This window comes from Micromonospora sp. NPDC003241, from assembly GCF_053589795.1.
Genome location: NZ_JBSFSO010000016.1, coordinates 78250 through 91918, shown reverse-complemented (window position 1 = coordinate 91918; position 13669 = coordinate 78250). Strand labels below are relative to the sequence as shown.

Sequence of the window (13669 nt, the reverse complement as noted above, 5' to 3'; positions counted from 1 at the left end):
GTGGCCCGCCGACCCGGCGGCCCTCCTGCACGCGTAGTCACCCACGCGGCCGCCCGACGAGGCGGCCGCCGGTTCTGGTTCCCGGCCCGTGGGCCGCCGCGACGGCGGCTCCCGGACCCAGGAGAGACCGATGAACCCACTGACCGACCTGCTCACCGCGCTCGCCGACGGCGCCGACCCGGGCCCGTTCGCCCTGGTACGCCGCGACGACGCCACCTACCTCGACCTGTTCACCGGCACGGTGGACACCGCCACGCGGCTGGCCGACCTGCCGCTGCCCACCGGCGTCCCCGGCCCGGCCACGCTGGCGCTGGTGCCGTTCCGGCAGATCACCGAACGCGGCTTCGCCTGCGTGGACGACGACGTGCCGTTGGAGTACCTGCGGATCGGGCAGCACGTCCGGGTACCGCTGGCCGACGCCCTCGACGCGTTACCCGAGGGGCCGGTCCGCACCACCGGCGCCGCCTTCGACGTCACCGACGACGCCTACGCCGCCGTCGTCGCCCGGGTGCTGACCGAGGAGATCGGACGCGGCGAGGGCGCCAACTTCGTCATCCACCGCACCCTGCACGCCCAGGTCCAGGGCGCGCCGGTGACCGCCGCGCTGGCCGCCCTCCGGTCGCTGCTGCACCGCGAACGCGGCGCGTACTGGACGTTCGTGGTGCACACCGGCACCCGCACGCTGGTCGGCGCCAGCCCGGAACGGCACGTCAGCGTCGACGACGGGCTGGTCATGATGAACCCGATCAGCGGCACCTTCCGACACACCGGCGCCACCGCCGACCGGGCCGCCCTGCTGCGCTTCCTCGCCGACACCAAGGAGACCGAGGAGCTGTACATGGTCCTCGACGAGGAACTGAAGATGATGGCCACGGTGGCCGAACACGGCGGTCAGGTCGTCGGGCCGTACCTCAAGGAGATGTCGCACCTGGCGCACACCGAGTACCTGCTGGCCGGACACGGCAGCCGGGACGTCCGCGAGGTGCTGCGGGAGACGATGTTCGCCCCCACGGTGACCGGCAGCCCGATGGAGAACGCCTGCCGGGTCATCGCCCGCCACGAACGCACCGGCCGCCGCTACTACGCCGGAGTGCTCGCGCTGCTCGGTCACGACGACAACGGCCGGCAGACCCTCGACGCCCCGATCCTGATCCGCACCGCCGAACTCTCCCCCACCGGTGAGCTGCGGGTACCGGTCGGAGCGACCCTGGTCCGGCACTCCACACCCGCCGCCGAGGTCGCCGAGACCCATGCCAAGGCCGCCGGGGTGCTGGCCGCCCTCGGCCTCGGACCACAGGCACCGCAGGCCGGACCGCAGCCACCCCGCCGTCTGGCCGACGACCCCGAGGTACGCGCCGCGCTGGCCGCCCGCAACGCCCCGCTGGCCCGCTTCTGGCTCGACCAGCGACCGACCGGCGCCCTGGCCCTGCCCGCCCTGGCCGGCCGCCGAGCCCTCGTCGTCGACGGCGAGGACACCTTCACCGGCATGCTCGCCCACCAACTCGGTGCCCTCGGCCTGACGGTGACCGTCCGACCGTGGCACGCCACCGGCCCGGTCCGCGCCGACGACCTGGTCGTCGTGGGCCCCGGCCCCGGCGACCCCACCGGCGACACCGCCAAGATGCGCCGACTGCGGGACCTGCTCACCGAGCTGCTCGACGCCGGGCACCCCACCCTGGCGGTCTGCCTCGGCCACCAACTGCTCGCCGCCCTGCTCGGCCTGCCCGTCATCCGCCGCGACGCGCCCTACCAGGGACTGCAACGCACCGTCACGCTCGCCGGCACGTCTCGCCGGGTCGGCTTCTACGCCACCTTCACCGCCCACGCCGACACCGACCGCCTCGACAGCCGGTACGGCCCGGTCGAGGTGGCCCGAGACGAGGTCGACGGCGCGGTGCACGCGCTACGCGGCCGGGGCTTCGCCGGGGTGCAGTTTCATCCCGAATCGGTCCTCAGCCCGGACGGGGTCGCGGTGCTGGCCGAACTGCTCACCGAGCTGCTGCCGGCACCCGCCGGCGAGTTGTCCACCACCGGGTAGGCATAGCCGGCCCGATCCGGGGTAGCGGTGTTCACGGCCGACGGTCCGGGCGGGTATGAGAGCCCCCGCCCGGACCGCCGGTCCCGCTGTCAGCCGGCCAGGCCCTGCTTGAGCGCCGCACCGATGTGCACCGCCCGCTTGGCCGTCAACGCCGTCGCCTCCAACGCCACGTGATCCGGCGCGGTCTCACCGTTGTTGCTGGTGTGCGACGCACCGTACGGGTTGCCGGAGACGAACTGGCTCGGCTCGGTGTAGCCGGGGGCGACCACGATCCCGCCCCAGTGATAGAAGACGTGGAACAGCGACAGCAGCGTCGACTCCTGCCCACCGTGGTGCGTCGCCGTCGAGGTGAACGCCGAGTACACCTTGTTGGCCAACGCGCCCTGCGCCCACAGCGGCCCGGTGGTGTCGATGAACTGCTTGAGCTGCGCGGCGATCAGACCGTACCGGGTCGGCGAACCGAAGATCACCACATCGGCCCAGCTCAGGTCGTCCGGCTGCGCCTCCTCGACGTCCTGGGTCTCCAGCCGGTGCGCCTCCCAGCCCGAGTTCGACCGGATCGCCTCGTCCGGGGCCAACTCGCGCACCTTACGCAACCGGACCTCCGCACCGGCCTGCTCGGCGGCCTCCCGGGCCGACTGCGCCATCTGGTACGTGATGCCGGTCGCGCTGTAGTAGATCACCGCCACCTTGACCTGTGCCGCCATCGCCTACGTCCTTCCTGCCGTGATCGTCGGTAAGCTTCCGCGACTACCCGATGCTTGCGTCGGCAAACATTCGTCGGACTCGACCGACCCCGCCGTCGACGCCCTGTCCACCGGTCGACGGACACCACGGTTCCGTCCACCGGTCGTCCCGCGACACCCCCGCGTCGACCGACGATCAGGACATGACCGACTCCCCCGTCATCCGCGTCCGCGGACTGCGCAAGACCTACGGCGACACCACCGCCGTGGCCGGCGTCGACCTGGACGTCGCCACCGGCGAGGTGGTGGCCCTGCTCGGACCCAACGGCGCCGGCAAGACCACCACCATCGACATCCTCCAGGGCCACCGCGACCGCGACGCCGGTGACGTGCAGGTGCTCGGCCGCGACCCGGCCCACGTCGACCTCGACTGGCGCGCCGGCATCGGCGTCGTCGCCCAGGACAGCGACGACCTGACCGAACTGACCGTCGCCGAGGCGGTCCGCCACTTCGCCCGCTACTACCCCGCACCCCGCGACCCCGCCGAAGTCGTCAAGCTGGTCGGTCTCACCGACAAGGCCACCGCCCGGGTCCGTACCCTCTCCGGCGGCCAACGCCGCCGCCTGGACGTGGCCCTCGGCGTCATCGGCCGCCCCCGGCTGCTCTTCCTCGACGAACCGACCACCGGACTCGACCCGCAGGCCCGCCGCCAGTTCTGGACGCTGATCCGCCGACTCGCCGGCGAGGACACCACCATCCTGTTCAGCACCCACTACCTCGACGAGGCCGAGGCACTGGCCGACCGCGTCACGGTCATCGTCGGCGGCCGGATCGTCGCCGACGGCACCCCCGCCACCCTCGGCGGACGCGCCACCGCCCGCACCGTCGTCCGGTGGGCCGACGGCCGGCAGGAGACCGACGACCCGGCCGCCCTCGTCGCCGACCTGACCCGCCGCTACGGCGGCACCGTGCCCGGACTGACCGTCAGCCGCCCCAGCCTCGAAGACGTCTACCTCGACCTGATCGGAGCGACCCCGTGACCGCCACCGCCCACCGCGCCGCCAGCCACCGCCCCACCGCACTGCGGCTCGGGCTGCACCGCGCCGGCATCGAACTGCGGTGCTTCTTCCGGGAACGCGACGCCGTGGTGTTCACCTTCGCCATGCCCGCGGTCATCCTCGCCCTGCTCGGCGCGATCTTCGACGGCGTCTACGAGGGCAGCGACGTCACCTCCGCCCAGTACCTCGCCCCGAGCATGATCGCCGCCGGCATCGCCTCCACCACCTTCGTCAACCTGGGCACCGGCATCGCCGCCGACCGCGACGACGGCACCCTGCGCCGACTACGCGGCGTCCCGATGCCCCCCTCGGCGTACATCGTCGGCAAGACCCTGATGGCCCTGGTGGTCAGCATCGGCGAGACGATCCTGCTGCTGGCCATCGCGGTGCTCGCCTTCGACCTGAGGCTGCCCACCGAGCCCGGACGCTGGCTCACCTTCGGCTGGGTGTTCCTGCTCGGCGCCACCGCCTGCGCCCTGGTCGGCATCGCCGCCAGCAGCCTGGCTCGCTCGGCCCGCAGCGCCGGGGCCGTGATGAACCTGCCCTACCTGGTGCTGGCCTTCATCTCCGGCGTCTTCTACACCCCCGTCGGGCAACTACCCGAACCGCTGGTCACGATCGGCTCGCTGTTCCCGCTCAAATGGATGGCCCAGGGCTTCCGCTCGGTGTTCCTGCCCGACACCATCCTCCCCCAGGAGGTCGTACCCTCCTGGGAGCACGGCCGGATCGCGCTCGTGCTCGCCGCCTGGTGCATCGGAGGAATGGTGCTGTGCCTGACCACCTTCCGCTGGCGAGGTCGACGCACCCGATGACCCCACCGACCGACACGTGGAGCGCACGCTTCCGGCTCTGGGACGGCTACTTCGCCCTGGCCACCGTCGGCGTCGCCGTGGCCGTGGCCGCCGACGGCAGCCGTACGCCCGCCGCCCGCCTCGGCTGCCTCGCGCTCTTCCTCGCCCTGACCGGCTGGTACCTCGGCGTCGGCCGCCGGCTCATGCGCGACTCCGTCGAAGACTGGCGCAGCTACCTCTACCTCGCCGGAGTGGTCCTGCTCTATGTGCCGGCGGTCCTGCTCAGCGGCACCGCCTCGTTCCTGCTGTTCGTGCTCAACCCCCAGATGTTCATGGTGCTGCCCGCCGTCCCAGCGGTCGGCGCGGTGCTGCTGCTCAACTCGGTGCACGTGATCGTCCTGGCCGTCCGACTCCCGGACCTGGGCGACGTGCTCCCCCCGCTGCTGATCGCCCTGATGACCGTCCTGGTGGTCAGCGTGCTGGGCGTCTGGGCCCAACACACCGTCGCCGAGAGCGGCCGACGCGCCGAGCTGATCGCCCAACTGGAACAGACCCGGGCCGAGCTGGCCGAGGTGTCCCACCGCGCCGGGGTGGCCGCCGAACGACAGCGACTCGCCGCCGACATCCACGACACCGTGGCCCAGGGCCTGTCCAGCGTGGTGATGCTGGTCCAGGCCGCCGACGCCGACCTGGACCGCGCCCCGGACCAGGCCCGCCGCCACCTCGACCTGGCCCGGCAGACCGCCCGGGAGAACCTGCTCGACGTACGCACCCTGGTCGCCGCGCTCACCCCGACGCAGATCGACGGCTCCCCGCTGGAGCAGGCGCTGGACCGGCTGGCCGACCGCTTCACCCGGGAGACCGGAGTACCGGTCACCTGCACCGCCGACCTGACCACCGGCCGGGCACCGGGCACCGCCGTGGAGGTGGTGCTGCTGCGCGCCGCCCAGGAGGCGCTGACCAACGTCCGGCGGCACGCCGACGCCACCGCCGTGGCCGTCCTGCTGCACGGCGACGACGACCGGGTCACGCTGGAGATCGGCGACGACGGCGTGGGATTCGACCCCGCCGACGCGTACCCGGCCGACGACGGCGGCTACGGACTGACCGGGCTGCGCACCCGGGTCGAGCAGGTGGACGGCGCTGTCGTCGTACGCTCGGCCCCCGGCGAGGGGACCACGATCCGGGTGGAGGTGCCGTACCAATGATCACCGTGCTGCTGGTGGACGACCACCCGGTGGTCCGCGCCGGAGTCGCCGGCATGCTCGCCGGCACCGACGACATCACCGTCGTCGGCGAGGCCGCCGACGCCGCCGAGGCACTCGCGGCCGTCCGCGCCCACCACCCGGACGTGGTCCTGATGGACCTGCGGCTGCCCGGCGACGACGGCGCCACCGCCACCGGCCGGATCCTCACCGAACGGCCGCAGACCCGGGTGGTGGTGCTGACCACCTACGAGACCGACACCGACATCCTGCGGGCCGTCGAGGCCGGCGCCGCCGGCTACCTACTCAAGGACACCTCCCGCGCCGACCTGATCACCGCGATCCGCACCGCCGCCCGCGGCGGCACCGTCCTGGCCCCCTCAGTGGCCACCCGACTGCTGCACCAGGTACGCCACCCCACCGCCCGCGACACCCTGTCACCCCGGGAGGTGCAGGTCCTGCGGCTGGTCGCCCGAGGGCTGTCCAACGCCGAGATCGGCCGCGAGCTGCACATCGGCGAGGCGACCGTGAAGACCCACCTGCTGCGGACCTTCAATAAACTCGACGTCTCCGACCGCACCGCCGCCGTCACCACCGCCATGGCCGCCGGCCTGCTCTGACACCGCCCCCGACGACCGGCCCGGCAACCTTGCTGGCATGCTCGCGAGCATGCAGATCCGGACCGCGACCGTCGGGGACTGGCCCGGCATCTGGCCCTTCCTGCGCGAGATCGTCTCCGCCGGGGACACCTACACCTGGCCCCGCGACGTCGACGAGACCCGCGCCCGCGACATGTGGCTGGTCCCCCCACCCGGGCGCACCGTCGTCGCCGTCGACGACGACGGCACCGTGCTCGCCTCGGCGAAACTGACGCCCAACCAGCTCGGCCCCGGTGACCACGTGGCCAACGCCAGCTTCATGGTCGCCCCGGCCGCCGCCGGACGGGGAATCGGCCGGGCCCTCGGCGCGTACGTGCTGGACCTGGCCCGCACCGACGGCTACCACTCGATGCAGTTCAACGCCGTGGTCGCCACCAACACCCGCGCCGTGGCGCTGTGGCGCTCGCTCGGCTTCGACGTGGTCGGCCGCATCCCCGACGGCTTCCGCCACCCCACCCAGGGCCACGTCGACCTGCTCGTCATGTACCAACGCCTCTGAGCCGCCCGCAGCGACCCCCGCCACCCCGGATAACCTGGGCCGGTGATGCTGCCCCTGCCCACCGGCGACTTCCAGGCGTACCTGTTCGACTGCGACGGCACCATCGTCGACTCCATGCCCCAGCACTACACCGCCTGGCGGCAGGCGCTCGACGAGTGGGAGTGCGCCTTCCCCGAAGAGCTGTTCTACGCCTGGGCCGGCCGCCCCACGCTCGACATCGTCGCCGCCCTCAACCAGCAGCAGGGCCTCGACATGCCGGTGGAGACCGTCGTCGCCCGCCGTGAGGAGCACTACCAACGGCTGCTGCCCAGCGCCGCCGGCATCCCCGGGGTGCTGCACCACATCGAGGACGCGCACGGACGCATCCCCTTCGCGGTGGTCTCCGGCAGCACCCGGGAAGCCGTCACCGCCTCCCTCGGCGCGCTCAGCATCCTCGACCGGTTCGACGTGCTGGTCTGCGCCGGCGACTACACCCGCCCCAAACCCGACCCGGAACCGTTCCTGCGCGCCGCCGAGCTGCTCGGCGTACCACCGCACGCCTGCCTGGTCTTCGAGGACGCCGACCTGGGCATCGAGGCCGCCGTCGCCGCCGGCATGGCAGCGGTACGCGTGCCCCAGCCCCGCCTGGGCGACTGACCCGCCGGAGAACCGCGCCGTCCTGTCGGTGCCCGGGCCTATGCTGCGCTCGACCGACGACGGAAGGCGACGCAGTGGCACCTACCGGCACGACGCTGACCGGATCTCCGGCGCTGACCGGCACCGAAGCACTCGCCCTGCGGATGACCAGCCTGCTGCTGAGCGCCACCCCCGCCACCACACCGCACACCGTGACCGAGGTCGTCGAGTGGTTCGGCGCCATGCAGGCCCAGGAGATCAACAGCGGCCTGTGGTCGCTGGGCGTACGGTTGCCCGGCGCCACCCAGACCGACGTGCACGCCGCGCTGGAGGGCCGGGAGGCCCTGCGGACCTGGCCGATGCGCGGCACCATCCACCTCGTTCCCGCCCGCGACGCCCGCTGGATGCTGGAGCTGACCGGCGTACGGGCGCTGGCCGGCGCGGCAGCACGCCGCGAGTTCCTCGGCCTGACCGAGGCCGAGGCGGACCGCGCCGCCGACGTGCTCGGCACCGCCCTGGCAGGCGGCGGTCGACTGACCCGCACCGACTGCGTGGCCGCCCTGGTCGCCGCCGGCATCGACGGCGCCGGCCAGCGCGGCTACCACCTGCTCTGGTACGCCAGCCAGCGCGGCGTCACCTGCATCGCCCCCAACATCGGCGCCGAGCAGACCTTCGCACTGCTCGACGAGTGGGCGCCCGGCCAGCACCGACCCGACCGCGACGAGGCGCTGGCCACCCTCGCCCTGCGCTACTTCCGCAGCCACGGCCCCACCACCCGGCAGGACTTCGCCGGCTGGACCGGCCTGACCGCCACCGACGCGAAACGCGCCATCGCCGCCGCCGGGAACGACCTGACCACCGTCCAGGTCGACGGCACCGAAGCGGTCCTGCCGCCCGCCCTGCTCGACGCACCCCGCACACCCACGCCCGACGTGCTGACCCTGCCCGGCTTCGACGAGTACCTGCTCGGCTTCAAGGACCGCGCGCTGATGCTCGACCCCGCCCACAAACAGGCCATCATCCCCGGCGGCAACGGCGTCTTCCAGGCCACCGTCGTCATCGGCGGCCGGGTCGTCGGCACCTGGAAACGCACCCTGGCCAAGACCCGGGTCACGGTGGCCGTGAAGCCGCTGGTCCCGCTCGACCCGGCACAGCGCACACAGGTCGAGCAGGCCGTGCACCGCTACGCCGACTTCCTCGCCCTTCCACCCCGCGTGACCTGGCCGGACTAGGGCCCGCACGCCTGCCGGACCCGCTCCAGTCTCACCCGGCGACGATACGCGGCGCCGGCCCCTCCGGAACGTGCACGCGCAGGTGCGGGGAGAGTGCGTCGAGGAAGTCCGGGGCGTCGAAGACGGCACCCGCCGAGGCGACGCCGACGGCCCTGGTCCGGCCGGTGAGGATCCGGTCGACGGCCTCCACCACCAGCGGCGCGGTGACCGCGTAGATGTCCTGACCGTCGGCGGCCAGCCGACGGTACGCATCCCCCGAGCGGACCAGGACGTCGACGACGAAGGTCTGCGCCGAACGGCCGCGCGCGTCGACGGCGACGGGTGCCGACGGGTCGGCGGCGGACAGGTCCGCCGCCGCCACGGCGGTCATGTAGGTGCACACCTGCTCGACCGGCAGGTGATGCGGAACGGTGACCACGTCGGCCATGCTGAACTCGGCGATCACCGGCTGCACACCCAGCGGCGCCGGGAAGGGCCACGGCAGGGTCGGCAGCGCGTCGTCGTGGTACTCCAGCCGGCCACCGGTGTAGCGGACCCGACGGCCGTCGCGCCGCTGCCGGGACACCTCGCCCGCGCGCAGGGTCCCGGCGGTGGGGTGCCAGCTGCTCAGGCCGTACGCGATGTGCGCCTCGTCCGCCGCCGTCCAGTCCCCCATCGCGGCGGTGACCAGCAGGTCGCCGAGGCCACCGAAGAAGGCCATCGCCGGGACGACCACTGTGCCGGCGGCCCTGGCACGCTCCCCGAAGGTCGCGAACGTGTCGACGTTCGCTTCGATCTCGGCCGCCACGTCGACATACGGGACACCGGCCCGCAACGCCGCCTCGACCAGCGCAACGGCGGTGGTGGCGAAGGGCCCGGCACAGTTGACCACCACGGCCGCACCGGCCAACGCCCGGTCCAGCGACGCCGGATCGTCGACCGACGCCTGCCGCACCTCCAACCCCGGCCGGGCCGACGCCCGCACCCTGCCGTGGTCGCGGCCGACGAGCAGCGGGACGTACCCGCGCTCGCACAACTCCGCGACCACGAACCGACCGGTGTGCCCGGACGCCCCGAACACCGCCACCGTCCGATCCGACGCCATCTCCGCTCCCACCTGTGCCACGTGATCCACACGGAGAAGCCTGTCCTGGCCGACCACGCACCACCAGTGTCCGGAACGACGAGACCCGTACAATTTCTGACATGACTCCCCGAGCCGTCGCCGTCGCCGCCACCGACGGCATGCTGCACTTCGAGCTCGCCCTGGCCTACGAGGTCTTCGGCTCCGCGCCGGCCACCGTGCCCGGCCCCTGGTACGACGTCCGGGTCTGCGGCACCCACCCCGTGCGGGTCGGCCGGTTCCTGCTGGAACCGGACTGCGGGCTCGACCGCCTGACCGACGCCGACACCGTGATCGTCCCCGCCCTGGCCGACGTCGACCCACCCCCGCCCGCCGACCTGGTCGCCGCAGTCCGCGCGGCACACGAGTCCGGCGCCCGGGTGGTCTCGCTGTGCACCGGCGTCTACGTGCTCGCCGCCGCCGGCCTACTCGACGGCCTGCGCGCCACCACCCACTGGGCGCACACCGCGCACCTGGCCGCCCGCCACCCCCGCGTACAGGTGGACCCGGACGTGCTCTACGTCGACAACGGACGCGTGCTCACCTCCGCCGGCAAGGCCGCCGCGATGGACCTCTGCCTGCACCTGGTCCGCCTCGACCACGGCCCCACGACCGCCAACGCGGTCGCCCGCCGCCTCGTCGTCCCACCGCACCGGGCCGGCGGCCAGGCCCAGTTCGTCACCACCCCGGTACCCGCACAGGACGACCACCCCCTGGCCGACCTGATCCCCTGGGTGATGCAGCGCCTCGACCGACCACTCACCGTGGAGGACCTGGCCCGCCAGGCCAACCTGAGTTCCCGCCATCTGGCTCGTCACTTCCGCGCGGCGACCGGCACCACCCCGCTGCAGTGGCTGCTGACGCAGCGCATCCGCCGCGCACAGGAGCTGTTGGAAGCCACCGACGACAGCATCGACACCATCGCCGCCGCCGCAGGCATGGGCACCGCGACGACGCTGCGCCGCCACTTCCACCGCGCTGTCGGCGTACCACCGGACACCTACCGCCGCACGTTCCGGACCTGACCCCGGCTGTCCCGGAGTCGGTGGCTCCAGCCGTCGGCGGTCACTCGTGGCACGTGCCCGACGGCATGGCCGTCCTACTCGGCGAACATCCGGCCAGCGCCGACTCCCGCCTATGGGGCTTCGGGCCGCTATGGGGCTTCGGGCCGCTGGATGACATCGAAGGCGTGGTCGTCAGGCGGCTGAGCTCCTCCCACTGACAGCCAGGGCAGGCGAAATGCCCTCGGAGTGTCAAGCGCGGGCGATGTCTCGGCAGGCGGTGGCGATCAGCAGGCCCAGGCCGACGGCCATCAGCGGCAGCCCCATCCCGAAGGGCAACTCCGCGACGGAGTTCAGGTTGCCGCCTCGCCCGATGTTCCCGAAGCTGGCCGCCACCACCGCCAAGACCATCACCAGGGTGCCGATCCCCGCAGCCAACGCGGCCATCGCCGCCTCGACGACGGTCCGGGCCCAGAAACTGGTCACGACCGCCACCAGCAGGAAGGCGAACGTCCAGAGCGTCCACCCCCCACCGCTGCTCAGGCTGGCGTACTCCCAACCGGAGTACCACCACAGGTGCCGTGGCGACTGCCGGAACCACGGGAGCAGGTACCCGAAGAGTATGAGCATCGTCGCGAGGAGCATCACGCCGTCGAAGCCGGCGAGCCTGCCGACACCCTTGTCCTGAGTCACCTTCGGGATGCTAGCCACACCACGCCAAGGACTCGACGGTCAGAGCAACGAGTCGTCGTAGCCGGCAGTCAGCGCACCGCCGGCATCGCCGGTGTTCACCACACCGGTCGGCTCGATCAGGATCGCGTGCACCTCCCCGTCGGCGACCGGGCAGTGCTCGACGCCACGAGGCACGACGAACAGCTGCCCCGGACGCAGGAGCACGTCACCGTCGCGCAGCTGGATGGTCAGTTCCCCGCTCACCACGAGAAACAGCTCGTCGGTGTCCTCGTGGGTGTGCCAGACGAACTCCCCGCGCACCTTGACGACCTTGACCTCGTAGTCGTTCAGCCTCGCCACCACCTTCGGTGACCAGTGCTCGGAGAAACGGGACAACTTGTCAGCGATGTCGACAGCCTCATGTGCCACGCCCACCATCCTGACATGGGCAATTCGGAATCAGCTGCCGACGCCAACTCGTCCGGGAACCGCGCGTCGACCTGATGCCGACACCGCCGACCCCATCGGGCCGCCTCGTCCTCGTGTGCGGACAGGAGGGCGCCGGTAAGTCGACCAGCATCCGGGCGCTGCTGCCCCACATGCCCGACAGTGCGCGCATCGATGCGAAGGACATCGGACAGACCAACCCCTGCCCGATGGACGACGAGTTATTCGACCTGCTCCGAGGCAACGTCGCGGGCCTCGTCGAGAGGTTCTGGTCTGCCGGCTACGTCACCGTCATCGCCGGGAGCTTTCTCCGTGACTACCGCGACTACCTCACCTTCCGGCAGAAGCTGCCGACCAGACTCACCGTCGCCGAGGCGGTGCACCGGGTCATAGCGGCCATCCCGGAGATCTACCACCAACAGTGATGCCGAACTACGCGCCCTCCTACCGTCCTCGGGTCGCTTTCACGGAGTCTCGGGACCGCGCCACGGAACACCACCGTCGGTAGGTGATTCCAGTCGTCGAAGGATGTCCTGGATGAATGGCGCCTTACCGGACCTGTACCTGGGGCGGTCGCTGTCGTCCACGGCGGCGAGTTCCGCTTTGAGACGGGCGTACTCGGCGGCGAGGTCCGGGTGGCGTCGGAGGTGATCGCGGAACGGTAGGAGGCGGCGCCAGTCCGGTGACCCGACCTCCCAGATGTGGAGGTGGTGGGTACGCCACGCCACGTCGGGAAAGCAGAACGACCACTTGCGGCGCTCGTGATCGCCCGGCTCGGGGGCGTGGACCCAGCCGATATCACCGAGTGCTGTCACGAGGCCGGCGGTCTGGTCGTAGTCGGAGACCAGAGCGAGCATGTCGATGATCGGCTTGGCGGCGAGTCCAGGGACCGCGGTACTACCCACATGCTCGACGCGACCGACCGGACCGTTCCCGAGCGCCGCCTCGATCCGGTTCCGCTGATGGTCGAAACTGGCCGGCCAGCGTGGGTCGTAGGCAACGATCGTGATCCGATCTCGCCGACCGGGCACGTCGTCAGCGTCCCGATCCGCCGTCATCCGCACAGGGTAGGTCGCCGGATCGACGTCATCCAGCGGATCCCATCCCGGCACCGACCTGATCTGCGCGACAGTCCGGCCACCGCGACAGGTCAGCTCCCGCCTTCGCGCACATCCTTCCCCTGTTCGGCGAAGGCCTTGAAGTCCTGCATGTGCTGCTGCGACTGTTTGTGAAAGGCGCCGGGCATCAGCCGCCCCACCAGCCGCATCAGCAGGCCACTGAACCGGTACTCACTCTCGCTCTCCCAGAGTGTCGTCTCCGGATCGACTTCGGTCAGCCGATCGCGCACGGCGCTCCACATGCCCGGGGCGACGAGTTCGCGGTCGAAGTAGACGACGCTGTCCGTCGGGATTCCGTGCAGGTCCGCCGGATCTCGGCGGGTGATCGTCTCGGTGCACTCCATCTCCCGCCTCCCCGCCTGCATCACGACCCGCGACGTGGTCCCGAGCTGCCCGTGTATCCCCTCCACCGGCTCGTGCAGCACCATGCCCCGCAGCCACTTCGGCAGGTGCGCCGGGTCGGCGAGCAGTTGGGCCACGCGCTCGCGCGGCAGGGCGATCTCGATCGTGTTGGTGTATCTCATCGCACAGTCTTCCTAGCGGTGG

At 72.0% G+C, this 13669-nt stretch carries 16 protein-coding genes; 10 read left to right on the top strand and 6 right to left on the bottom strand.

Going from position 1 to position 13669, the window contains the following annotated elements:
* Positions 1 to 130 precede the first annotated feature (130 nt).
* Positions 131 to 2038, top strand: coding sequence for an anthranilate synthase family protein (locus ACWDVW_RS15735; protein WP_449948918.1), 1908 nt, complete (start codon positions 131 to 133; stop codon positions 2036 to 2038).
* Between the two features lie 89 nt (positions 2039 to 2127).
* Here the strand turns inward: ACWDVW_RS15735 and wrbA are convergent, their stop codons facing one another.
* Positions 2128 to 2745 carry an NAD(P)H:quinone oxidoreductase gene (gene wrbA / locus ACWDVW_RS15730; RefSeq protein WP_449948916.1) on the bottom strand — a complete coding sequence of 206 codons (618 nt, stop codon included), beginning with the start codon at positions 2743 to 2745 and terminating at the stop codon, positions 2128 to 2130.
* Positions 2746 to 2927: 182 nt separating this feature from the next.
* On the opposite strand from wrbA, the gene ACWDVW_RS15725 reads away from it, so the two are divergent.
* The 7 genes from ACWDVW_RS15725 (at position 2928) to ACWDVW_RS15695 (ending at position 8783) form a co-directional block, all read left to right on the top strand.
* Entirely contained in the window at positions 2928 to 3764 is an 837-nt protein-coding gene (locus tag ACWDVW_RS15725) for an ABC transporter ATP-binding protein (protein WP_449948914.1), read from the top strand.
* Positions 3761 to 4594 carry an ABC transporter permease gene (locus ACWDVW_RS15720; RefSeq protein WP_449948911.1) on the top strand — a complete coding sequence of 278 codons (834 nt, stop codon included), beginning with the start codon at positions 3761 to 3763 and terminating at the stop codon, positions 4592 to 4594. Before ACWDVW_RS15725 ends, ACWDVW_RS15720 begins: the two co-directional genes overlap by 4 nt.
* Positions 4591 to 5781: a sensor histidine kinase gene (locus tag ACWDVW_RS15715; protein ID WP_449948908.1), complete on the top strand. Its 1191-nt coding sequence runs from the start codon at positions 4591 to 4593 to the stop codon at positions 5779 to 5781. The genes ACWDVW_RS15720 and ACWDVW_RS15715 overlap by 4 nt, the downstream gene beginning before the upstream one ends.
* Positions 5778 to 6398, top strand: a complete 621-nt coding sequence (locus tag ACWDVW_RS15710) for a response regulator (RefSeq protein ID WP_449948906.1) — start codon at positions 5778 to 5780, stop codon at positions 6396 to 6398. Before ACWDVW_RS15715 ends, ACWDVW_RS15710 begins: the two co-directional genes overlap by 4 nt.
* Before the next feature lie 49 nt (positions 6399 to 6447).
* The gene (locus ACWDVW_RS15705) at positions 6448 to 6936 is read left to right on the top strand and encodes an N-acetyltransferase family protein (protein WP_449948903.1); all 489 of its coding nucleotides are present in this window, start codon (positions 6448 to 6450) and stop codon (positions 6934 to 6936) included.
* A gap of 45 nt (positions 6937 to 6981) precedes the next feature.
* Entirely contained in the window at positions 6982 to 7572 is a 591-nt protein-coding gene (locus ACWDVW_RS15700; protein ID WP_449949001.1) for an HAD family hydrolase, read from the top strand.
* 74 nt (positions 7573 to 7646) lie between these two features.
* The gene (locus ACWDVW_RS15695; protein ID WP_449948900.1) at positions 7647 to 8783 is read left to right on the top strand and encodes a winged helix DNA-binding domain-containing protein; all 1137 of its coding nucleotides are present in this window, start codon (positions 7647 to 7649) and stop codon (positions 8781 to 8783) included.
* A 31-nt stretch (positions 8784 to 8814) separates the two neighbouring features.
* Here the strand turns inward: ACWDVW_RS15695 and ACWDVW_RS15690 are convergent, their stop codons facing one another.
* On the bottom strand, positions 8815 to 9867 hold the full coding sequence (locus ACWDVW_RS15690) for an NAD(P)H-binding protein (protein WP_449948897.1): 1053 nt from the start codon (positions 9865 to 9867) through the stop codon (positions 8815 to 8817).
* A gap of 101 nt (positions 9868 to 9968) precedes the next feature.
* Between ACWDVW_RS15690 and ACWDVW_RS15685 the strand changes: the two genes are divergently transcribed.
* Positions 9969 to 10910, top strand: coding sequence for a helix-turn-helix domain-containing protein (locus ACWDVW_RS15685; protein WP_449948895.1), 942 nt, complete (start codon positions 9969 to 9971; stop codon positions 10908 to 10910).
* A 228-nt stretch (positions 10911 to 11138) separates the two neighbouring features.
* Here ACWDVW_RS15685 and ACWDVW_RS15680 read toward each other — a convergent pair whose 3' ends face one another.
* Positions 11139 to 11579 carry a hypothetical protein gene (locus ACWDVW_RS15680; RefSeq protein WP_449948892.1) on the bottom strand — a complete coding sequence of 147 codons (441 nt, stop codon included), beginning with the start codon at positions 11577 to 11579 and terminating at the stop codon, positions 11139 to 11141.
* A gap of 39 nt (positions 11580 to 11618) precedes the next feature.
* Positions 11619 to 11987, bottom strand: a complete 369-nt coding sequence (locus ACWDVW_RS15675) for a cupin domain-containing protein (RefSeq protein ID WP_449948889.1) — start codon at positions 11985 to 11987, stop codon at positions 11619 to 11621.
* Between the two features lie 113 nt (positions 11988 to 12100).
* Between ACWDVW_RS15675 and ACWDVW_RS15670 the strand changes: the two genes are divergently transcribed.
* The gene (locus ACWDVW_RS15670) at positions 12101 to 12430 is read left to right on the top strand and encodes a hypothetical protein (RefSeq protein ID WP_449948886.1); all 330 of its coding nucleotides are present in this window, start codon (positions 12101 to 12103) and stop codon (positions 12428 to 12430) included.
* 39 nt (positions 12431 to 12469) lie between these two features.
* Here ACWDVW_RS15670 and ACWDVW_RS15665 read toward each other — a convergent pair whose 3' ends face one another.
* Both ACWDVW_RS15665 and ACWDVW_RS15660 read right to left on the bottom strand, forming a co-directional pair.
* The gene (locus tag ACWDVW_RS15665; RefSeq protein WP_449948883.1) at positions 12470 to 13063 is read right to left on the bottom strand and encodes a GrpB family protein; all 594 of its coding nucleotides are present in this window, start codon (positions 13061 to 13063) and stop codon (positions 12470 to 12472) included.
* A 92-nt stretch (positions 13064 to 13155) separates the two neighbouring features.
* Positions 13156 to 13647 carry an SRPBCC family protein gene (locus ACWDVW_RS15660; RefSeq protein ID WP_449948880.1) on the bottom strand — a complete coding sequence of 164 codons (492 nt, stop codon included), beginning with the start codon at positions 13645 to 13647 and terminating at the stop codon, positions 13156 to 13158.
* Positions 13648 to 13669: the final 22 nt, after the last annotated feature.